Source organism: Nocardioides salarius (assembly GCF_016907435.1).
Taxonomy (GTDB): domain Bacteria; phylum Actinomycetota; class Actinomycetes; order Propionibacteriales; family Nocardioidaceae; genus Nocardioides; species Nocardioides salarius.
Genome location: NZ_JAFBBZ010000001.1, coordinates 3,481,455 through 3,500,777, shown reverse-complemented (window position 1 = coordinate 3,500,777; position 19,323 = coordinate 3,481,455). Strand labels below are relative to the sequence as shown.

The window sequence follows — 19,323 nt, the reverse complement described above, 5'->3', positions numbered from 1 at the left end:
GAACGACGACACCGTCTCTACCATCATCATCGGCCTGTTCACACTAGTGGCGACCCTGGTCGCCATGTATCTCATCGCGCGAGGTAAGAAATGACTCGTTCACCGTGGCGTCACAGCGGGATCGCGACACTCGCCTTCTTCCTCGTCGCCTGCGTCGGGACGCTGGCGGCGCCACCCGCCGCGGCGCACACGGACCTGCTGTCCGTCGATCCGGCGGACGGCGCCCAGCTGGACACCTGGCCCGAGGTCCTCACCCTGACCTTCACCGAGGACATGAGTCCGGGGCTGAGCACGATCACTGCACGCATCGGTGGCGGCGAGACTCTCGACCTGGAGCTGTCGAACGGCGCGAGCCCGGCCGAGCTGGTCGCAGCCGTTCCTCGCAGTCGGACCAGTGACACCTCCACGCCAGGGGGCCGCACCCCGTGGCGCATCTCGTATCGGGTCGTGTCCCGGGACGGACATCCCGTCGCCGGCAGCTTTACCTTCACCGTCCGTTCCTCCGCGGCGCAGCTTCAGTCTGCCGAGGAAGACGCACCGACGGAGGCCACGCCGCCCGCCGACACTCCCCCGCCCGTCAGCGCCAGCACCGACCCCGATCCCAGCGAGCCAGCAGGCGTGTCGGGTGGCTTCCTCGTCGTCATCGGCGCCGTCGTCATCGTCCTTGTCTTCCTCGCCGGCGTCGCAACCGTCAGGCTGACCCGCCGCAGGAGTGAGGCATGACCAGCGCGACGGTCGCCACCCGCACAACCCGCACCACCCGCACCGTCGGTGCCATCGGTGCGGTCTCGTGGGCGGTGTTTGTCGCTCTCCTCGCCACGTCACTCACGGGGGCGCTGGCACCGCTGGGTGTTCCCGGGTTGCCGGACCCGGGCACCATCACGCGCGTGGGGCTCCCTGTCGTCCAGACGCTTCGCGACTTGGGCGCCATGCTCACGGTCGGGACCCTGGTCCTGGCCAGCACCTGTGTGCCCCCCGAGCCCGGCGACGACGAGGCGCGGATCACCGGAGTGCGGGCCCGCCTCGTGGCCGTCGCGCAGCTTGGCGCCACGGCCTGGGTCGCGATGAATGGACTTCTGGTCGCCTTGGTCTATTCCGATGCGTCGGGCAGCGCCGTGGGGGCCAGGGGGTTCCTGCAGGAGGCCATCTTCTTCGCTCGTTCCTACGAGCTCGGCCAGTACCTGCTGTGGGGGGCCGGACTGTCCGCGGTCGTAGCCCTTGGCTGTGCAACGGCGTCGCGCACCGCCACCCTCGGCGCGCTGACGGTCGTTTCCTTGGTCGCGCTGTGGCCCGTCGCACTCACTGGTCACGCGGCCGGCACCCTGAGCCACGATGAAGCCGTCAGCCTGCAGATGTTTCACCTGGTGGGCATCGGTGTCTGGGGTGGGGGACTTGTGGGGCTTGCCTTCGTCGGCGCTCGTCTCGGCCCGACCCTGGGCACGGTGGCGCGACGCTACTCCACCTTGGCGGGGTGGTGCGCAGCACTGGTGACGGTGTCGGGCCTCGCCGGGGCTTGGATCCGGGTACCGGACGTCGCGTCCCTTGTGTCGTCGTACGGCGCGCTGCTCGGCCTCAAACTGACCGCGATCGTCGTCCTGCTCCTCGCGGGGCTCTGGCAACGGCGAAGCCTTCTGGCCCAGGTCGCGGCCGGGCGGACGCAGTCATTCTGGCGACTCGTGGTGCTCGAGGTGCTGGTCCTGCTCACCGCCGCCGGCCTCGGCGTCGCTCTCGGCCGAACCGACCCGCCGGAGGGGGACGGAGCGTCCACCACACTCACGTTGACCGAGTCGCTCCTGGGCAGCCCGATGCCTCCCGGCCTTGACACAGCCGGTTGGCTGACTCGCTGGAGCCCCGATGCGCTCTTCCTTCCTGTCGGTCTGGCCGCGCTGACGTGGTACCTGGTAGCCGTGCGTCGACTGCGCCGGCGCGGCGTCCCCTGGCCATGGCTGCGCACGGCGTGCTGGATCACAGGCTGCGTGCTGTTCCTCTGGGCGACCAACGGGGCGCCGGCGACCTACGGACGTGTCCTCTTCAGCATGCACATGGTGCAGCACATGACCATCGCTACCGCCGTTCCGACCTTCCTCGTGCTGGGGACGCCCGTCACCTTGGCTCTCCGGACCCTGAAGCGCCGCGACGACGACTCTCGTGGTCCCAGGGAGTGGCTGCTCCAGGTTGTCCACTCGCTCCCCGCTCAACTGCTCGGCCACCCCATCGTGGCGTCGGTCCTCTTCGTGGCCAGCATGGTGGCCTTCTACTACAGCTCGTTGTTCGGCCTCTCCCTGGAGACCCACACCGGGCACGTGCTCATGACTGTGCACTTCGTGCTGGCCGGCTATCTCTTTGCTGAGTGCGTCGTGGGCGCGGACCCGGGCCTCACCCGCCCCGCCTACCCGCTGCGCGCGCTCCTGGTCATGGTCACGTTCGGCTTTCACGCCCTCTTCTCGGTGAGCTTGATGGCCAGCACCACCGTGCTGGCCAGAGACTGGTTCGAGGCGCTCGACCGGGACTGGGGAGCCCCTTTGCCTGAGGACCAGTACCTGGGAGCGTCGCTGGGGTGGGCGCTGGGTGAGTATCCTCTGGCGGTCATGGCTGTGGCACTGCTGGTGTCCTGGGTGCATGCCGACCGTCGCGAACGGCGACGCTTCGACCGAAGCGAGCTGCGCGAGGACGATCGACAGCTGCGTGCCTACAACGACTACCTGCAGAGCCTCTCCAGACAATCGACGAAACCGGGGGCGTCTACGATGACGGTCGTTTCCGCGACGGACGAGGACAGGAGCCCCGAATGAGGCAGCTGGGACAGCTCGAGGCCGCCGTGATGCAGCGCTTGTGGTCTTCGGACAGCCCTGTCTCGGTTCGCCAGGTGCTGGAGGACTTGAGCGCCGAGCGGGCCTTGGCCTACACAACGGTGATGACGGTGTTGGACAACCTGCACTCCAAGGGGATGGTCCGCCGGGAGAAGCAGGGTCGGGCCTACCTGTACTCGCCGTGCTCCACCCGGGAGGAGCACACCGCAGCACTGCTGGAGCAGGTGCTGGCCGACACCGACGACCGCCGATCGACCCTGGTGCACTTCGTGGGGAAGATGAGCAAGGACGAGGTCGATGAGTTGAGAGCCGCCCTGTCCGACCGGACGGAGCCGCCGACATGACCGCGGCGTTGGCGCTGCTGGCCTATGCGGTGGCGGCCGGCACCCTAGGTGCACGACTGCTGGCAGGGGCGCGGTGGGTCGTGCAAGCCCCCCGCTCGGGCATCATCGCATGGCAAGCGCTGTCGACCTCCGTGATCCTGGCAGTCCTGCTCGCCGCTGTGACCTCGGCCCTGCCCTTCCTCCCGTTGCGTTTTCTGCTGGCCGACGCCCTCGGCGCCCACACCGTGACCATCGTCGAGCACTACAACACCCCCCTCGGCATCTGGCCAGGCATTGTCGGGCTGGCCGTCGCGGGCACCTGCGCCGCACTGCTGCTCTTCACCTCGGGACGATGCCTGCGATCAGTGGCCCGTGCCCGCCGAGCGCAACGCGAAGGCCTCCGCCTCGTCGGGCGTCCCCATCCTGAGGGTTTCACGGTCGTGGAGGACCACAGGCCCGTCGTCTACTGCCTGCCCGGCGGCCCCGGAACGGTGGTCTTCACCAGCGGTGCGCTGGACATGCTCACGGCGAGGGAGCGTTTGCTGGTGCTCGGCCATGAAAATCGACATCTGCGTGCACGCCACGACGTCGCGTTGGCGCACTCGGGCGCCTTGGCCCGCACATTCCGCAGGATCCAGTTCTTCGAGCAGGCACACCAGCACATAGCCATCCTGGTCGAGATGTCCGCCGACGACGCGGCGTCCAGTGGTGCGGATCGCCGCTCGCTGGCCAGGGCGCTGGTCACGCTCGGCAGCGGCACCCGACCCGAAGCCGCACTCGGCGCAACCGGGACCGCCGCGGTGCAACGAGTCCGACGCCTGACCACCCCTCCGCCACGCGTGCGACGAGGACGAGGCACCCTGGTCGGGGTCGTCGCGGTTGCCTTGTTGTCCTTGCCGGTATCGATCGCCCTCGCGCCTGCTCTCGAAGCCGCAGCCCGCGACTGCTGCAGGCTCTTGACGCTCGACGACGTCCCAGTCGCTCACGCGACTGACGGCCAGGCGTTGGCACGGCAGCCGTCGAGGCCGTAGGTCTGCTGCTGCATGACGGGCGCCGGCTCTCCAGTGCCAGGACACTCCGCGTGCTGCTGACCGAGCGCGTGGCCCACCTCGTGGTTGATCAGGTACCGCCGATAGAGTGGCACGGCTCCGTTGTAGTGGCTCACCCCGGCGGCCCAACGGCGAGCGTTGAGGACCACCAGTCCTCCGTTGCGGCAGGAGACTCGACCTTTCGTCGCCAGAGGGGAGCACAGTTCGTCGGTGGTCATGGGCGTTGCCACCAGGACCCGAAGATCAGCACCGGCATCGACCCGCTCGAGGCTGACGCCCAGCACTGCGCTCCAGCCTTTGGCGTCGCGGAGCGTGGAAGAGATGACTGCCGCTGTGTCCGACAGGCCGAAAGGGAGACCGTTCTCCACCTCCACGGTGTAGCGCACATCGACTACCGCGGGGTCGGCAGCCGTGGATGCACGGGCGACTCGGAATGTGCCCGGCCCGTCCGGCTGCACGAGGGTCGCAAGCTCCCTGGACGACAACTCCTGGAGTCGACGTCCCGCGATGCGGCGCTGGAACAGGGGCTCCGGCAGGCCGGCGGGGGAAATCGTCGATCCCCCTGCACTTTCCTTCCCGCTCCCCTGCCCGCTTCCCGTGGCGTCGATCGGCAGGCTGGACGATGCCAGTGCACCGGCGAGCACCAATACGACACCCGCGACAGCACCGACCGGTCTGGCCCGGCGACGTGCTCCAACACGCCCAGGTTTCCGAGCACGGCGGTGGCGGCCCACGCGCTTCACCGCGATTCCGGCTTCGCTTCCTCCACCAGCCCGCGAAGGGTCGTGGCATCGACGGGACCGAGTACCCGGGCTGCCACGGAAAGACGCGTGTCCAGGACGACCGTAGTGGGGACCGCTGCCGACGTCAGGGCGCCGTTGAAGGCGAGCAGCGCCGCTGCGCTGTCGTCGGGGTGGACGCTGGGATAGGGAACGTCGAAGGATCGCTCGAACGCACGGGCGGCGTCCGGGCTGTCTCGAACATTGATGCCCAGGAACCGGACGCGCCCCTCGAGCTTCATTGCGGCATCGGCAAGAACCGGGGCCTCCTGTCGGCACGGCCCGCACCACGACCCCCAGACGTTGACGACGGTGACCTGGCCGCGCAGGCTCGCACTGTCCAACACGGACCCGTCGAGCAAGCGGGCGCTGAAGTCCGAGACCTGTGTTCGCTCGGAGGGGGCGTACTGCTGGACCAGATCCACTTCGCGGCCCGGCGTCGTGGCCCGATGCGAGCCGGGCTCCTCCGGCCACAGCAGAACCGCGAGCACCCCAGCGAAAGTCACCGCGACTGTCAACACACCCAGAACTCGGCGTCCCCGGCTCACAACGGTGCCTGCCATCCGGTGACCAGTACCTGGACCTGTGCGATCAGCTGCGACCAGACCCCGGTCACCTGCAACAGCCCGACGCTCACCAGCACGAGCGCTCCGCCCCGGGTCAGCCAGACGGTTCGAGCACGGACCCAGGCAAAGACGCGGACCGCCCGAGCCAGGGAGAATGCCGCAAGGATGAAGGGGAGCCCGAGGCCGATGGCGTAGGTCAAGGAGAGAACCGCTCCCCGCCCGGCGGTCGCCGACGTCGTGGCCAGCGCCAGCACCGCAGCCAGCGCCGGGCCGATGCACGGGGTCCACCCCACCCCGAACGCTGCCCCCAGGAGTGGAGCGCCCGCCAGGCCTGCCTTGGGCGTCACGCGAGGTCGCAGCGTCCTGCTCAGCAGCGGCAGGCGGCCGGCTGCACCGGCAAACAGCAGCCCCAGAGCGATCGTCAACACGCCGGACACGCGCCAGATCAGTTCCTGGTGGACGAGCAGCCGCGACCCCAAGGATCCAAGCGCCAGGCCATAGCTGGTGAACACCGTCGCGAAGCCCAGGACGAACAGCGCAGCGCCGGCAACGGTGCGCGAACGAGCCCCAGCGTCCGGACCAGCGCTCCCGGACTCCGCGCCAGCCATGCCCGCCACGTACGAGAGATAACCGGGCACCAGCGGCAGCGAGCACGGAGTGAAGAAGGAGACCAGACCGGCGACCAGGGCCACGGGCAGGGCGACCAAGAGCGAACCGTCCAGGATCAGGTCCTGCACTGAGAGCAGGCTCATCGGAGCTCCCCCCTCACCACAGGGTCGACCAGTAGGACCAGAAGCGGACAGAGATCAAGGTGAGAAGGCCGACGAACGCCAGGAGCAGGACCGGCGCATGCCATTCGCGCACCACCCGGGCGGGCCCGCTGCCAGCCACCGCGGCGCCGAACACGCCCTGCACGAGGTTCCGCATCGTCACGTAGTAGAACAGGGGTCCCACGACCGCCCACACCACCATGCAGTACGGACACAGGGCACCAATCCGGTACAGGCTGTGGAAGGCCAGCCACCCCACCAGCGCCAGGGCCGCAGTCACCCCGACCTGCAGTCCCACCCAGTACCAGCGAGCCAGGCTCGCCCCCGCGAGGAGCGCCGCGCCGGTGGCCAGCACGACCGGGAAGGCGGCCACTCCGATGATCGGATTGGGAAAGCCCAGCAACGACGCCTGCCAGGACTCCATGATCGACCCGCAGCTGAGCACGGGGTTGATGCTGCACGTAGGCACGTAGGCCTCGTCGCCCGCCAAGCGCAGACGCTCGACCAGAAGAGTCGTCGAGGCGACCAGACCGATGGCGCCGGCAGCTAGCAGACCGAGAGCGAAGCGCCGATCCGACCACACTTTCACCCCGCCAGCGCCTCGTCGAGGACCTCCGTGAAGTCCTCCACCGTCTCCGGCAAGAACGGCTCGCCGTCAACGAAGAAGGTGGGTGTGCCCTGAACGCCCAAGGACCGTCCGTCCTCGACGTCGCGCTGCACCCGGTCGGCCACTTCCTCGGAGGTGTAGTCGGCGTCGTACTGCTGCATGTCGAGCCCGAGGTCCTCGGCGAAGGAACGGAAAAGCTCGTCCTGCGGCTCCCTCGACTCGCCCCACATTGACTGGGTCTCGTACATCTGCGTGTACATCGCCTCGAGCTCCCCCTGCCGAGCAGCCGACTCGACGGCCCGAGCCGCCCGCTCTGCATTGAAGTGTCCGGGCAGCGGGAAGTACCGAATCACGAAGGTGACGTCCCCTGCGTACTCCTCCCGCAGTCCCTCGACGATGGGGAAGGCTGCCCGGCATGCCTCGCACTCAAAGTCGAGAAACTCCACAAAGGTGACACCGGTCGACGCAGGCTCTCCCAACGTCCTACTCTCGTCGCGAACGACGGCGTCCTCCCCGGCCGAGGCTGCGGCGACGGGTTCGTTCTCATCGAGGCGGGACTGACTGACTAGACCCAGCACCACTGCCGCGACCGCCAGCACGGCGGCCGCTACGACCGCTACCTTCGTCTGCCTGCGCACCTGTCCTCATCTCCTCGATTCGTACTATCCTGAATAGTAGCAAAGGATGAGCGCCTCAAGGTGGGACGTAGGAGGGAACACTTTCATGGGAGCAGGGCATGGACACGGGCACGCCGGGGCGCGGCATCGCTGGCGTCTCGGTGTCGCGTTCGTGCTGGTCGCCGGCTTCTTCGTCATCGAGCTGATCGTCGGCCTCGTCTCCGGCTCGCTTGCACTGCTGTCCGACGCCGGACACATGGCGGCCGACGTCGTCGCGCTCGGCGCCGCGCTGACAGCCACGACAATCGCCTCACGACCGGACCGCTCAGGGCGACGCACCTACGGCTCCTACCGCGTTGAGGTGTTCGCATCCGGGTTCACGGCGCTCCTGATGTTGGGCGTATCGGCGTACGTCGTGACCGAGGCAGTCGGGCGTATCGGCGAACCCGTGTCGGTGTCGTTCGGACCGATGCTCTTGGTCGGCGCTCTAGGGCTGTTGGTCAATGTCGTGTGCCTCTTCCTCCTGCGATCCGGGTCACGAGAGTCGATCAACGTCAAAGGGGCCTACCTCGAGGTGGTGGCGGATGCCGCCGGAAGCGTGGGGGTACTGCTGGGTGGGCTGCTCGTCGCCCTCACCGGCGCCTCTGGGTGGGACACCGGAGTTGCCATGGCCATCGGGTTGTTCGTGACAGTGCGAGCAGTCCTCCTGGGGCGGGAGGTCCTGACCGTGCTGGGGCAGCACGCCCCCCGAGACGTCGACCTCCAAAGCCTGGTCAGCGACCTCGAGGCACTCCCGGCGATCGCCGAGATCCACGACGTCCACGCCTGGACGCTGACCTCGGGAATGAACGTGGCGACAGCACACCTGGTACTCCGGGTCGGAGCCGACTCAGGCGAGGTGCTCCAGCGCGCGCAGACTGTCCTGCGCGACCAGCACGGGATCGAGCACGCCACCTTACAGGTGGAAGCCGATCCCAGCCAGGACTGCCACAGCGCGACCTGGTGATGATTGGACTGACCCCTGACCGGCCGATGACGACAAAAGGTGGGGCAATGCACCAGCGGGCGCACCTATTCCGAGAGCGACTGCGGGTCCCCGTCCGCTGGTGGGTGCTCTGGAACCTCATGCTCGCCAGCTTCTGGCTCGCCATGATCGTCGCAGTCCCCGAGTCCCTGACCTGGGGCATCACCGCCACCCTGGTGCTCGTGTCGGCGATGATGCTGCGCACCTACGGTTCGGCCACCATCAAGGTCGATGACAGTTCGCTGCAGGCCGGCCGGGCCCGCATCGCGAGCCACTACCTCGGGGCGGCGCAGGCACTCGACGTGCGTGAGATGCGGGCCGCATCTGGCCACGAGGCCGACGCTCGCGCCTACCTGTTGCTGCGCCCCTACATCCGAACCGGGGTCCGCATCTGGATCAACGACGCACACGACCCCACGCCCTACTGGTTGATCAGCTCTCGGCGGCCAGAACTCTTGGTAGCCGCCCTGGACGCCGTGGCCCGCGAGTGCAGCCCACCGTCCCGATGAGTCGTTCGACGGAGTCGACGCCTTTCTACTATCCTGAATAGTATTGCCGCACTGGCGGTGCGGCCGCCCTGCCACCCGGGGTGCCGCACGTCCCTTCGTCGTCAATCCAAGGATTTCTGCAGTGCCTCATCATCGTCGCGACCCCGCCCCATGGGTCCCCTCTCGCCTGCGCGCACGACACGCTGTGGCCTTGGCGGCAGCGGGAACGATCGCTGCCGTCTCCTGGGGCGTGTCGGCCAACCCCCTCGAGTCCCAGGTGACCATCAACGCCGCGGACGACTCTGGCAAGACTCCTCGCCAGACGACGACCCCCGAGGAGCGCCAGCTCGAACTCGAGCGCGAGCTCGAGCGCCAGCCCATCATCTCTCGTTCTGAGGACAGGCTGGAGCCGGCGCCCACCCGCGTTGAGCGCATGCTCGCGCCCGGACCGACAAAGGCAGCGGTGCGTCGGGCAAGCGCGAAGCGGTGGACCACGGCGCCGCTCAACATTTGGACGACACCCACCGAGAAGGCTCGTCTGGTGGGTCTTCTAGAAGCCGCCTCCCCCGTCCTCGTGACTGGCCGGTCGCTGCGAGGGCGCGTCGAGGTCGTGCTCGACGGCCGCTCTCGCTGGGTCACTCAGGGATACCTCATCGACGCCAAACCGGAACCGGCACCTTCCGAGGCGATCGGCTCATCCGTCGAGGACCAGCCCGACGGCGGCAATTGCACGAACGGCACGTCAGTACCGTCGGGGGTCAGCCCCAACATCGTCGAGGTCCACCAGGCAGTGTGCGCGGCGTTCCCCCAGATCACGATCTACGGAGCCTTGCGCAGCGATGGTGAGCACGCTCAGGGCATCGCTGTGGACATCATGGTGAGCGGCGATGCGGCGTGGCAGGTGGCCAACTTCGTGAGGCAGAACTCCAGCCGGCTCGGCGTCTCCTACGTGATCCACGCTCAGAACATCTGGTCGGTCCAGAGGAACGGCGAGGGCTGGCGGTCCATGGAGGACCGCGGGTCCGTGACGGCCAACCACTACGACCACGTCCACGTGACCACTAACTGACGTCGCCGCGTCAGCCGCTGCCGGCCATCCACTGGACCCGCCAACGACTAGGACAACCAAACATGCCGCTCCAGCCACGCCATCACCGGGTGACCGTCCGTATGATCGGAACCGCGACCCTCGCCCTAAGCCTTTCTTCGCTCGCGACGGGCTGCTCCGGCAGCGATGGCACTAGGACGGGGCCTGTGGACGGAAACGGCTCCACGACCAGCGCGCCCACCGATGATGCGCCGAGCCGATCAGCCGCCCCCGAGAGCGTCACGTCGAGCGCGCCATCGGGCGAGGTGCTGGAGGTGATCGTGGACGGCTCGAGTATCTCTCCGAATGGAGCCACACTCGACCTCAAGGTCGGAGAACCGCTGAGCATCACCTTCAAGGCCGACCGAGCCGGTGAACTGCACGTGCACTCGAGACCGGAGCAGGTCATCAGCTTCGAGGCCGGGACGACGACCGAGCAGCTGATCATCGACAACCCCGGCGCAGTCGACGTCGAGGAGCACGAGACCGGGGCCGTGATTGCACAGCTGGCGGTCCGCTGAGTGCTCAAGACACACGGGATCGGCGGTCCCGAAGACCTCCCCATCCCAGCGGACCTTGCCATCGTGGGTGGTGCTGCCGCCTTGGCCGTCTCTTTCCTAGTCCTGCTGTTTGCGTGGCGCCGTCCGCGCTACGCCGCCCCGGCGAATGCGGCGGCCGCAGCAGCCTGCTCCCGAGAGACTCCGCTGCCCTTCGTCCCCGCCGACGCGGGCGTCCCAGCCCCTGCGTTCCTGGGGAGGCTGGTCGACAGCCGTGCGTTCGAGGTCCTCGCGCGCGGCGCAGGGCTGGCCTTCTTGGCCTACGTCACGTGGGCGGCAGTGAGGGGCCCCGACCTGTCGATGAACCCGACGTTCGGGGTCGTCTTCGTGCTTCTCTGGGTCGGGATCGTCCCAGCCTCCCTGCTGTTCGGTCCCTTCTACCGAGCCATCAACCCCGCCCGGAGCATCTACCTGCTCATCGTCACGCTCGGCAGCGCTCGGAGCTTCCAGGTGCCGAGCGGTCAACCTGACCGACGACACCGCCATTCGACCGACGACACTCCCGATTGTGAGTGCTGCGCCAACGGCGTCGTCGGCGCGCTACCCGCCTGGGTCGGCTACTGGCCGGCAGCGCTTGCTCTCCTGTGCTTCGTGTGGTTCGAGCTCGTCTATCCCGAGGCCAACTACCTCGCGCCAGTACGCCTGTGGTTCGCGATCTACTTCGCGCTCGTCGTCATGGGCGGGGTGTTGTTTGGGCCCCGCTGGATCGCACGTGCCGACCCGTTCGAGGTCTACTCCACGGCGGTGTCCCGACTCTCGGTCTGGGGGCGGCGACAGGACGGCACGCTGGTCCTGCTTTCACCGCTGCGCAACCTCGCTACTCTGCCCGGCGAGCCAGGTCTCGTGGCGGTGCTGTCCGTCCTGTTGGGGTCCACGGCCTTCGACAGCTTTCGGAGCTGGAACGTCTGGGTACGCTTCAGCCAGTCGACCGAGGCGAACATGCTCGTGGTCAACACCGCCGTCCTCACAGGCATGTGCGCCGTGGTGGCGGCGCTGTTCGTCACGGCGACCAAGAGCACCGGAGTCGAGGGAGGGACTCGGCGAGGCCCACTACCCGGTACCTTCGCTCACTCCTTGGTGCCGATCATCGTCGGGTACATCACTGCTCACTACCTGACCCTGCTCGTCGAGTCCGGTCAGCTCACCCTGGTCCAGCTTTCCGACCCCCTTGGCACCGGCGCAGACCTTCTCGGCACCGCCACGTGGGAGGTCAACTACTGGCTCTCCGACCACCCGACATTCCTTGCGACGACCAAGGTCGTGGCGATCGTTGCAGGACACGTGCTGGGAGTCATCGCTGCTCATGACCGTGCACTGGCCGTGCTTCCGCGGCGCTTCCACATCGTCGGGCAGCTGCCGTTACTGCTGGTGATGGTCGCCTACACCTTCGGCGGGCTGTACCTGCTGTTCGGGGGATGAGGTCGATCTGAAGCGCCCCAGGTTCTCCGCGGGTTCTGGGGACTGCTGCACGAGTAGGTGACATCTGATCTGTGGTGCCGAGAGGTGCCGCTGGAAGGATGTACACCGTGCCCAAGCCCTATCCCCAGGAGTTCCGTGACGACGTCGTGCGCGTCGCGCGCAGCCGTGAGCCAGGCGTCCACCTCAAGCAGATCGCTGCTGACTTCGGGATCAGCGAGTCCTGCCTGACGGGGTGGATGAAGAAGGCCGATGTCGAGGACGGCGCCACGCCCGGCCCGACGAGCGAGCAGGCTGCTGAGAACCGGGAGCTTCGCAAGCGGTTGCGGCTGCTGGAGCAGGAGAACGAGGTCCTGCGCCGCGCGGCGGCCTATCTCTCCCAGACCAACCTGCCGGGAAAATGATGTACCCGCTCGCCCGCGAGCTGGCCGAGGACGGCATCCCCGTCACGGTGACGTGCCAGGTGCTCAAGATCGCTCGCCAGCCCTACTACCGCTGGCTGGCCAGCCCGGTCAACGACGCCGAGCTGGTCGAGGCCTACCGGGCCAACGCCTTGTTCGACGCCCACAGCGACGACCCCGAGTTCGACTACCGCTTCCTCATCGATGAAGCCCTCGAGGCAGGCGAGGCCATGGCAGAACGCACCGCGTGGCGGATCTGCTCGAGCAACGGCTGGTGGAGCGCGTTCGGCAAGCCCAAGCGCGGCAAGGCCAAGCAGCCAGGCCCGCCGGTCCACGACGACCTGTGCGCCGTGGTCGACAAGCACGGCGTGACCCGCCACGAGTTCAACGCCGACGCCCCGAATGAGTTCTGGCTGACCGACATCACCGAGCACCGCACCAGCGAGGGCAAGCTGTACCTCTGCGCGATCAAGGACGTCTACTCCAACCGGATCGTGGGCTACTCCATCGACTCGCGCATGAAGTCCCGCCTAGCCGTCGCAGCGCTCAACAACGCGGTCGCCCGACGCGGCGACGTCGCCGGCTGCGTGGTCCACAGCGACCGCGGATCCCAGGGCGGAATCAATCGGTCGTCGCAACACCTCGACATGGAGGTGTTCAGTGGTGCGTCGTCAGCAAGCAGCAGATCGAGCGGTCCGGCCGAAGCTTCGCTCGCCTGGTCACCCGAAGTTCCAGCGTCACGTCGAGGCAGCGTTCTGGGCCGAGATCGCCAAAGGGCTCCTGCCCATCGAGGCCGCCGTTGTGGTCGGCGTGGCGCAAGCGGTCGGTCAGCGGTGGTTCCGCAACGCTGGCGGCATGGCGCCGTTCGATCTGACTTTCACACCCACTGGCCGCTACCTGTCGCGTGCCGGGTTCAGTGGAGGCTCTGAAGTGACGCGTCGACGGTAGTCGGCGCGGGGTTGTGCCGGTAGTGCTCTTCCTCGAACTCGACGGGTGGGACGAGTCCGATCTCGCCGTGCAGGCGTCGGTGGTTGAACCAGTCGATGTACTCAGCGACGGCGATCTCGAGGTCGTCGATGTTCTTCCAGGGGCCCTTGTTGCGGATCAGCTCGGCCTTGAACAGCGAGTTGAACGCCTCGGCCAGGGCGTTGTCATACGAGTCGCCCGTCGACCCGACGGATGCGACGGCGCCGGCCTCGGCCAGGCGCTGGGTGTAGCGAACCGCGAGGTATTGAACGCCCTTATCGCTGTGGGCTATGACGCCGGTGGTGTCCTGGCCGGCGTGCTCGCGGGTCCACAGCCCCATCTCGAGAGCGTCCAGCGCCAGGTCGGGGTCAAGTCCACGGTCGTGGTGGATGAAGGGGCCACCGCGTGATCCGGTGGCTGCACTCTAGGCAGTGAATGCGGCGGGTGTCAGGTCCTCCTTCTCGATGGTGGTCTCGTCGGTGTTGATCAGGGCCATGCGGGAGCGGGCCAGGACGTCGAGTCCGAGGTAGCGGCGGCCTTCGATCCAGTCGTCGTGTTGCTCGGCGAGCACGGCGCCGATGAGGCGGATCGCGGAGGTCCTGTCGGGGAAGATCCCCACGACGTCGGTGCGGCGGCGGATCTCGCGGTTGAGCCTTTCGTTGGGGTTGTTGGACCAGATCTGGCGCCAGATCTCCTTGGGGAAGGCAGTGAACGCGAGGATGTCGGACCGGGCTTCGTCGAGGTGGTCGTGGACCTCGGGCAGCTTGTCGGCCACGGTGTCGAGGAGCTTGTCGAACTGGGCGTGCACGGCCTTGGCGTCGGGCTGGTCGTAGACCGAGTGCAGCATCGCTTTCACCCCGGGCCAGGAGGACTTCGGGCAGATCGCCATCAGGTTGGCCGCGTAGTGGGTGCGGCACCGCTGCCAGCTGGCGCCCTCCAAGGTCGCTCCGACGGCCGCGACGAGCCCGGAGTGGGCATCGGAGGTGACCAGCTTGACCCCGGACAGGCCACGGGCGTTCAGGCCGCGGAACAGGGTCAGCCAGCCGGCCTCGGACTCCGCGGAGCAGATGTCGAGTCCGAGGATCTCGCGGTGCCCATCAGCGTTGACGCCGGTCGCGACGAGCACGTGGGTGTTGACCACGCGGCCGCCCTCGCGGACCTTCATCGTCAACGCGTCCGCGGCCACGAACGTGTACGGGCCGGCGTCGAGGGGCCGGGTCCGGAAGTCCTCGACGTGGGCGTCGAGTTCCTTGGCCATCACCGAGACCTGCGACTTCGACAACCGGGTGATGCCGAGGGTCTCGACCAGCTTCTCCATCCGCCGTGTCGAGACCCCGAGCAGGTAGCAGGTCGCCACCACCGTGGTCAGCGCCCGCTCGGCCCGCCGGCGGCGCTCGAGCAGCCAGTCAGGGAAGTAGGACCCCTCGCGCAGCTTGGGGATCGCGACCTCCATCGTGCCGGTGCGGGTGTCGAAGTCCCGGACCCGGTAGCCGTTGCGGGAGTTGGTCCGTTCCGGGCTGCGCTCGCCGTAGGGAGCGCCGCAGATCGCGTCCGCCTCGGCCGACATCAACGCCTGCACGAACGTGGACAGCATCGATCGGAGAAGGTCGGGCTCGGCGCGCTGCAGGTGCTCGGCCATGAACGTGGGAAGGTCAATAGAGTTGGGGTCGACGGTCATCGTGGTGACTCCTTCAGTCGGACTTCGCAAGGTCTTCTGAAGGATCACGCGGTGGCCGTCGCTGTGTCAGGACGCCACGCTCACAGCGGGCCCGTCGTACACCACGTCCCTGGACTCAACTCAGGTCGGTGCGCAGGCTCTTCGACAGCTGCCAGCCCACCACTCGGCGGGAGTAGACGTCGATGACGAACGCGGCGTAGACCCAGCCGGCGAAGGTGCGGCAGTAGGTGATGTCCGCGACCCAGACACGATTCGGTGCAGGTGCCTTGAAGTCGCGGTCCAGCAGGTCCGGGCGGGCATCCGGGCCGGTGCCGGGGATCGTGGTGCGCGGCCCTTTGGCTCTGCTGATCCCGCGCAGCCCCTCGGCGCGCATCAGCCGGTGCACGGTGCACCTGGCGATACGGTGACCGCGCCGGTTGAGCTCGGCGTGCATCTTGCGGACCCCGTAGACGCCGTAGTTGTCGGTGTGGACCTGCCGGATCACCTCCAGGCGCTGCGCGTCGGCGACAGCGCGTGCCGAGGGCGGCCGGGACTTCGCGGCGTAGTAGGTGCTCGGGGCGATCTGCATCCCTGCCTTGCGTAGGACGGTGCAGATCGGCTCGACCCCGAACCTCGCCCGGTGCTGGTCGATGTACTCGACCAGCACCGCCGTGGTCACTTCAGCTTGCGGTCGAGCTCCGCCGCGGCGAAAAAAGCCGAGGCCGTCCGCAAGATCTCGTTGGCCCGCCGTAGCTCCTTGACCTCACGCTCGAGCTCGGCGATGCGCTGCGCCTCGGTGCTGCTGACGCCGGGACGGTGGCCCTCGTCGACCTCGGCCTGGGAGACCCAGTTGCGCAACGTCTCGGGATTGATCCCCAGCTGATCGCCGACCCGCTTCAGTGCGCCGGTCCTGGTCGCCGGGTCACGCCGCAGATCGACCGCCATCCTGATTGCCCGCTCCCGAAGCTCCTCGGGATACTTCCTCGGTGCTGCCATGACTCTCATCCTTCCGTGGAATGAGAGCCTCCATCAGACCCGGCACGCGACAACCTGTCATTCGCTGAGCGCGAGGAGATCGCCCTGCTACGGGCCCAGAGCGTGGGGGTGCGCGAGATCGCCCGAGCAATCGGCCGCGACCCCGCAACGGTGTCGCGCGAGTTGCGGCGCAACGCGGCCACTCGCGGCGGTCCAGGGTCTCTACGACCACCCCGACTCGGGAAGCTCGAGTACCGAGCATCGGTCGCGCAGTGGAAGGCCGACATGACAGCCAAGCGTCCGAAGGCCGCGAAGCTCGTCACCAACCCCCGCCTGCATGCCTACGTCCAAGATCGGTTGTCGGGACAGATCACGACCCCGGACGGGAGGGTCATCCGCGGTCCGGAGCCACCGCGGTTCACGGGCGTCAACAAGCCGCACCGCAAGCATCGCCGGTGGTCCACGGCGTGGAGTCCAGAGCAGATCAGCAACCGGCTCAAGGTCGACTTCCCCGATGATGAAGCCATGCGCATCAGCCACGAGGCGATCTACCAGTCGCTCTACATCCAGGGCCGCGGCGCGTTGAAGCGCGAGCTGGTCTGGTGCCTGCGCACGGGCCGCGCGCTGCGCGCGCCACGGGAACGATCACGGCGCAAGACCTGGGCCCACGTCACGCCCGAGACGCTGATCAGCGAGCGCCCCGCAGAAGCCGAGGACCGTGCCGTTCCCGGCCACTGGGAAGGCGACCTCCTGATCGGGCTGGAGCGTTCAGCGATCGGCACCGTCGTCGATCGCACCACGCGGTTCACGATGCTGGTTCACCTTCCCCGCGAGGTCGGCTATCGGCACAAGGAGACACCCAGGAACGGCCCGGCGCTGGCCGGCTACGGCGCGATCACGATGAAGAACGCGCTCACCAACACCATGTCGACGCTGCCAGCCCAGCTGGCGCGGTCGCTGACCTGGGACCGCGGCAAGGAGATGTCGGCCCACGCCCGCTTCACCGTCGAGACAGACATCCCGGTCTTCTTCGCCGACCCTCAATCGCCGTGGCAGCGCGGGACGAACGAGAACACCAACGGCCTGCTGCGGCAGTACTTCCCTAAGGGCACCGACCTAGCGCGCTGGTCCGCCGACGAGCTCGAAGCAGTTGCTCACGCCCTGAACACCAGACCCCGCAAGACCCTGGACTGGAAGACCCCATCCGAGGCATTCAACGAGCACCTACAGTTGCTCCAACAAGCCGGTGTTGCATGGACTGGTTGAACCTGGTCAATTCCGCAGCAGGAAATTCGTGCACGCGCTGAACCGCCACCACATGGTCGGATCCATGGGCCGCGTCGGCGCCGCCGGCGACAACGCCGCCATGGAGAGCTTCTTCGCGCTGCTGCAGAAGAACGTCCTGGACCGGCGCTCCTGGGCCACCCGCCAGGAGCTGCGGATCGCGATCGTGACCTGGATCGAACGGGCCTACCACCGACGTCGTCGGCAGGCCTCGCTCGGCCGATTGACCCCCATCGAGTACGAGACCATCATGACCACACCAGCAGCTCAGGCTGCGTGACCCGACCTGTCACCTACTCGTGCAGCAGTCCCCCCCTGCGACAATGAACATTGCCCAGGCGGCTGCCTACATCGGGATCGCTAAGTCGACGCTCTATACCTGGCGCACGCGACGCCCGGGATTCGGACCACGCGCGGTGAAGGCCGGCGGCGCATTGCGGTACCGCCGTTCCGATCTCGATGCATGGATCGAGGCCCACGCCGAGACCCTGGACCTCCAGGCGGAAACGGACATCGACGATGGGGGTCGACGCTCGGGGGGCGACCAGCAAGCAACATCCCGCACACTAGGTTCCATGTCACGACGCTCCCGTCCGCGGCATCGCTAGCGCTCAGAGGTCAAGAAGGAAGGCACATGGCTCGCCCCCCGCTCCCCATCGGAACATTCGGGAGCATCACAACGAACGAGGTACGCCCTGGCGTGTACCGCGCGCGAACCCGCTTCCGAGACTTCGACGGCGTCACGCGCGAGATCAAGGGGACCGGTCGAAGCGCCGCCGCCGCAGTGCGAGAACTCAAGACCAAGATCGCCGACCGAAGCGCCCCGTCCGGCGACCTCATCGGCCCCGACATGCGAATCAGCCAGGTGGCCGACATCTGGCTCTCGCTGTATCGCGCCGAACAGCGCTCCGAAGCAACTACCGCAAACGAATACCAACGCGTCATCGAGAACGTCATCAATCCAGCCATCGGCAACATCCGCCTGCGGGAGGCAACAGCTGGGCGCCTGGAACGGCTAATCAGGTCGCAGGACTCCCACAGCCGCCGCAAGAAGACCAAGACGGTCCTCAAGATGATGTTTGACGCCGCGGTCATCGACGACGCGCTCCCAGCCAACCCGGTCTCCTCCACATCACGGCTTCGAGGCCAGAAGAAGGACGTCCAAGCGCTCTCGGTGGAGGACCTTAACGCCGTCCGCTCTGCCGTGGACTCCTGGATGACCAAGAAGCGGCCCGGTCCGAAGCCGAACCAGGACATGCCCGACATCATTGACCTGCTACTCGCCACGGGCTGCCGGATCGGAGAAGTACTCGCCATCCGATGGACGGACATCGACTTGAGTGCGACGCCACCGACCGTGTCTATCAGCGGCACGATCAAGACGGAGACGGGAAAGGGCACCTACCGCAAGCCCAAGCCGAAGTCCGATTCTTCGAAGCGCACCATCGCCCTGCCGCCGTTCGCAGTCGATGTTCTGATGAGGCGACGTGTCGAGCAACGACCGAATCACTACAACGCCGTCTTCGCCACCCGCAACGGCACATGGCACCAAGTCGGCAACATCGAGCGGCGGTGGCGCACAATCCGAGCAGACACAGGCTTCGACTGGGTGACGCCACACACCTTCCGCAAGACCGTCGCGACCTTGATCGACCGCCTAGTCGACTCGGACACCGCGGCCCGCGTTCTCGGCCACTCCTCAGACGCGATCACCAAAGAGTTCTACATCGAGAAGGACAGGACGACACCCGACGTGACGCACATCCTTCAGTCCTTCGCCGGCAAAGCCACGACGACCAAATCGGACGTCTGACGTCGCCCAGGCGGCCGCCTCGAGCGCCAGCCTGGCCCCAACCCCGGGACCACAGTGGCATGCCAACGCGGAGGTTTCCGGGACATAAACGCGGCACAAAGCTATGTGGCTCAAGAAGCTAAGTGGCCCCCGCA

General features: G+C 67.4%; 21 protein-coding genes, 3 pseudogenes and 1 other annotated feature. Of the genes and pseudogenes, 15 read left to right on the top strand and 9 right to left on the bottom strand.

What is annotated here, in order from left to right; all coding sequences use genetic code 11:
• Positions 1–90 precede the first annotated feature (90 nt).
• The 4 genes from JOE61_RS16780 to JOE61_RS16765 are packed head-to-tail and all read left to right on the top strand — an operon-like array spanning position 91 to position 4,164.
• Positions 91–723 carry a copper resistance CopC family protein gene (locus tag JOE61_RS16780; RefSeq protein ID WP_193671077.1) on the top strand — a complete coding sequence of 211 codons (633 nt, stop codon included), beginning with the start codon at positions 91–93 and terminating at the stop codon, positions 721–723.
• On the top strand, positions 720–2,792 hold the full coding sequence (locus JOE61_RS16775; RefSeq protein ID WP_193671076.1) for a bifunctional copper resistance protein CopD/cytochrome c oxidase assembly protein: 2,073 nt from the start codon (positions 720–722) through the stop codon (positions 2,790–2,792). Before JOE61_RS16780 ends, JOE61_RS16775 begins: the two co-directional genes overlap by 4 nt.
• Positions 2,789–3,154 (top strand): BlaI/MecI/CopY family transcriptional regulator, encoded by a 366-nt coding sequence (locus JOE61_RS16770; RefSeq protein ID WP_193671075.1) that lies wholly within the window; start codon positions 2,789–2,791, stop codon positions 3,152–3,154. Before JOE61_RS16775 ends, JOE61_RS16770 begins: the two co-directional genes overlap by 4 nt.
• Positions 3,151–4,164 (top strand): M56 family metallopeptidase, encoded by a 1,014-nt coding sequence (locus JOE61_RS16765; RefSeq protein ID WP_193671074.1) that lies wholly within the window; start codon positions 3,151–3,153, stop codon positions 4,162–4,164. Before JOE61_RS16770 ends, JOE61_RS16765 begins: the two co-directional genes overlap by 4 nt.
• Here JOE61_RS16765 and JOE61_RS16760 read toward each other — a convergent pair.
• The 5 genes from JOE61_RS16760 to JOE61_RS16740 form a co-directional block, all read right to left on the bottom strand.
• Entirely contained in the window at positions 4,116–4,826 is a 711-nt protein-coding gene (locus JOE61_RS16760; protein WP_193671073.1) for a DUF3152 domain-containing protein, read from the bottom strand. The genes JOE61_RS16765 and JOE61_RS16760 overlap by 49 nt on opposite strands.
• Before the next feature lie 95 nt (positions 4,827–4,921).
• Positions 4,922–5,467 carry a TlpA family protein disulfide reductase gene (locus JOE61_RS16755; RefSeq protein ID WP_193671072.1) on the bottom strand — a complete coding sequence of 182 codons (546 nt, stop codon included), beginning with the start codon at positions 5,465–5,467 and terminating at the stop codon, positions 4,922–4,924.
• Between the two features lie 38 nt (positions 5,468–5,505).
• Positions 5,506–6,279, bottom strand: a complete 774-nt coding sequence (locus JOE61_RS16750) for a cytochrome c biogenesis CcdA family protein (protein ID WP_193671071.1) — start codon at positions 6,277–6,279, stop codon at positions 5,506–5,508.
• Positions 6,280–6,292: 13 nt separating this feature from the next.
• Entirely contained in the window at positions 6,293–6,886 is a 594-nt protein-coding gene (locus tag JOE61_RS16745; RefSeq protein WP_193671070.1) for a vitamin K epoxide reductase family protein, read from the bottom strand.
• On the bottom strand, positions 6,883–7,542 hold the full coding sequence (locus JOE61_RS16740; RefSeq protein ID WP_193671069.1) for a DsbA family protein: 660 nt from the start codon (positions 7,540–7,542) through the stop codon (positions 6,883–6,885). The genes JOE61_RS16745 and JOE61_RS16740 overlap by 4 nt, the downstream gene beginning before the upstream one ends.
• Before the next feature lie 46 nt (positions 7,543–7,588).
• On the opposite strand from JOE61_RS16740, the gene JOE61_RS16735 reads away from it, so the two are divergent.
• The 7 genes and pseudogenes from JOE61_RS16735 to JOE61_RS22765 form a co-directional block, all read left to right on the top strand.
• Positions 7,589–8,527, top strand: a complete 939-nt coding sequence (locus JOE61_RS16735) for a cation diffusion facilitator family transporter (protein WP_372440085.1) — start codon at positions 7,589–7,591, stop codon at positions 8,525–8,527.
• The gene (locus JOE61_RS16730) at positions 8,527–9,054 is read left to right on the top strand and encodes a DUF3093 domain-containing protein (protein WP_307823160.1); all 528 of its coding nucleotides are present in this window, start codon (positions 8,527–8,529) and stop codon (positions 9,052–9,054) included. The genes JOE61_RS16735 and JOE61_RS16730 overlap by 1 nt, the downstream gene beginning before the upstream one ends.
• A 256-nt stretch (positions 9,055–9,310) precedes the next feature.
• A complete protein-coding gene (locus JOE61_RS16725) occupies positions 9,311–10,102 on the top strand; it encodes a VldE C-terminal domain-containing protein (RefSeq protein WP_193671067.1) in 792 nt (263 codons plus the stop codon).
• A gap of 185 nt (positions 10,103–10,287) precedes the next feature.
• Positions 10,288–10,641 (top strand): hypothetical protein, encoded by a 354-nt coding sequence (locus tag JOE61_RS16720; protein ID WP_307823069.1) that lies wholly within the window; start codon positions 10,288–10,290, stop codon positions 10,639–10,641.
• Positions 10,642–12,096 (top strand): hypothetical protein, encoded by a 1,455-nt coding sequence (locus JOE61_RS16715; protein ID WP_193671065.1) that lies wholly within the window; start codon positions 10,642–10,644, stop codon positions 12,094–12,096.
• A gap of 107 nt (positions 12,097–12,203) precedes the next feature.
• On the top strand, positions 12,204–12,497 hold the full coding sequence (locus JOE61_RS16710) for a transposase (protein WP_204797268.1): 294 nt from the start codon (positions 12,204–12,206) through the stop codon (positions 12,495–12,497).
• A 308-nt stretch (positions 12,498–12,805) separates the two neighbouring features.
• Positions 12,806–13,162, top strand: a pseudogene (locus JOE61_RS22765) (DDE-type integrase/transposase/recombinase); the annotation flags it as partial.
• 245 nt (positions 13,163–13,407) lie between these two features.
• On the opposite strand, the gene JOE61_RS16700 reads toward JOE61_RS22765, so the two are convergent.
• The 4 genes from JOE61_RS16700 to JOE61_RS16685 all read right to left on the bottom strand — a co-directional run bounded on the left by JOE61_RS16700 (position 13,408) and on the right by JOE61_RS16685 (position 16,113).
• On the bottom strand, positions 13,408–13,800 hold the full coding sequence (locus JOE61_RS16700) for an integrase core domain-containing protein (RefSeq protein WP_204797267.1): 393 nt from the start codon (positions 13,798–13,800) through the stop codon (positions 13,408–13,410).
• Between the two features lie 84 nt (positions 13,801–13,884).
• Positions 13,885–15,138: an IS256 family transposase gene (locus JOE61_RS16695; protein WP_193670817.1), complete on the bottom strand. Its 1,254-nt coding sequence runs from the start codon at positions 15,136–15,138 to the stop codon at positions 13,885–13,887.
• A gap of 115 nt (positions 15,139–15,253) precedes the next feature.
• Positions 15,254–15,796, bottom strand: coding sequence for an IS3 family transposase (locus JOE61_RS16690; protein WP_204797266.1), 543 nt, complete (start codon positions 15,794–15,796; stop codon positions 15,254–15,256).
• Positions 15,692–15,835, bottom strand: a sequence feature (AL1L pseudoknot). (Overlaps the previous gene by 105 nt.)
• Positions 15,793–16,113: a transposase gene (locus JOE61_RS16685; RefSeq protein WP_193670807.1), complete on the bottom strand. Its 321-nt coding sequence runs from the start codon at positions 16,111–16,113 to the stop codon at positions 15,793–15,795. (Overlaps the previous feature by 43 nt.) The genes JOE61_RS16690 and JOE61_RS16685 overlap by 4 nt, the downstream gene beginning before the upstream one ends.
• A 54-nt stretch (positions 16,114–16,167) precedes the next feature.
• Here JOE61_RS16685 and JOE61_RS16680 point away from each other — a divergent pair.
• The 4 genes and pseudogenes from JOE61_RS16680 to JOE61_RS16665 form a co-directional block, all read left to right on the top strand.
• Positions 16,168–17,358: pseudogene (locus JOE61_RS16680) on the top strand (IS30 family transposase); the annotation flags it as partial.
• A 7-nt stretch (positions 17,359–17,365) separates the two neighbouring features.
• Positions 17,366–17,656: pseudogene (locus JOE61_RS16675) on the top strand (integrase core domain-containing protein); the annotation flags it as partial.
• A gap of 43 nt (positions 17,657–17,699) precedes the next feature.
• A complete protein-coding gene (locus JOE61_RS22710) occupies positions 17,700–17,984 on the top strand; it encodes a helix-turn-helix transcriptional regulator (RefSeq protein WP_193667262.1) in 285 nt (94 codons plus the stop codon).
• Positions 17,985–18,076: 92 nt separating this feature from the next.
• Complete coding sequence (locus tag JOE61_RS16665; RefSeq protein ID WP_193667261.1) at positions 18,077–19,189, top strand: tyrosine-type recombinase/integrase; 1,113 nt, start codon at positions 18,077–18,079, stop codon at positions 19,187–19,189.
• Positions 19,190–19,323 lie beyond the last annotated feature (134 nt).

Bases quoted from the DNA above. Each gene is read 5' to 3' on its own strand.
- JOE61_RS16700 (WP_204797267.1), bottom strand. From the start codon at position 13,800: ATGGGGCTGTGGACCCGCGAGCACGCCGGCCAGGACACCACCGGCGTC.
- JOE61_RS16735 (WP_372440085.1), top strand. From the start codon at position 7,589: ATGAGCGCCTCAAGGTGGGACGTAGGAGGGAACACTTTCATGGGAGCA.
- JOE61_RS16695 (WP_193670817.1), bottom strand. From the start codon at position 15,138: ATGACCGTCGACCCCAACTCTATTGACCTTCCCACGTTCATGGCCGAG.
- JOE61_RS16750 (WP_193671071.1), bottom strand. From the start codon at position 6,279: ATGAGCCTGCTCTCAGTGCAGGACCTGATCCTGGACGGTTCGCTCTTG.
- JOE61_RS16685 (WP_193670807.1), bottom strand. From the start codon at position 16,113: ATGGCAGCACCGAGGAAGTATCCCGAGGAGCTTCGGGAGCGGGCAATC.
- JOE61_RS16765 (WP_193671074.1), top strand. From the start codon at position 3,151: ATGACCGCGGCGTTGGCGCTGCTGGCCTATGCGGTGGCGGCCGGCACC.
- JOE61_RS22710 (WP_193667262.1), top strand. From the start codon at position 17,700: ATGAACATTGCCCAGGCGGCTGCCTACATCGGGATCGCTAAGTCGACG.
- JOE61_RS16780 (WP_193671077.1), top strand. From the start codon at position 91: ATGACTCGTTCACCGTGGCGTCACAGCGGGATCGCGACACTCGCCTTC.
- JOE61_RS16770 (WP_193671075.1), top strand. From the start codon at position 2,789: ATGAGGCAGCTGGGACAGCTCGAGGCCGCCGTGATGCAGCGCTTGTGG.
- JOE61_RS16730 (WP_307823160.1), top strand. From the start codon at position 8,527: ATGATTGGACTGACCCCTGACCGGCCGATGACGACAAAAGGTGGGGCA.
- JOE61_RS16775 (WP_193671076.1), top strand. From the start codon at position 720: ATGACCAGCGCGACGGTCGCCACCCGCACAACCCGCACCACCCGCACC.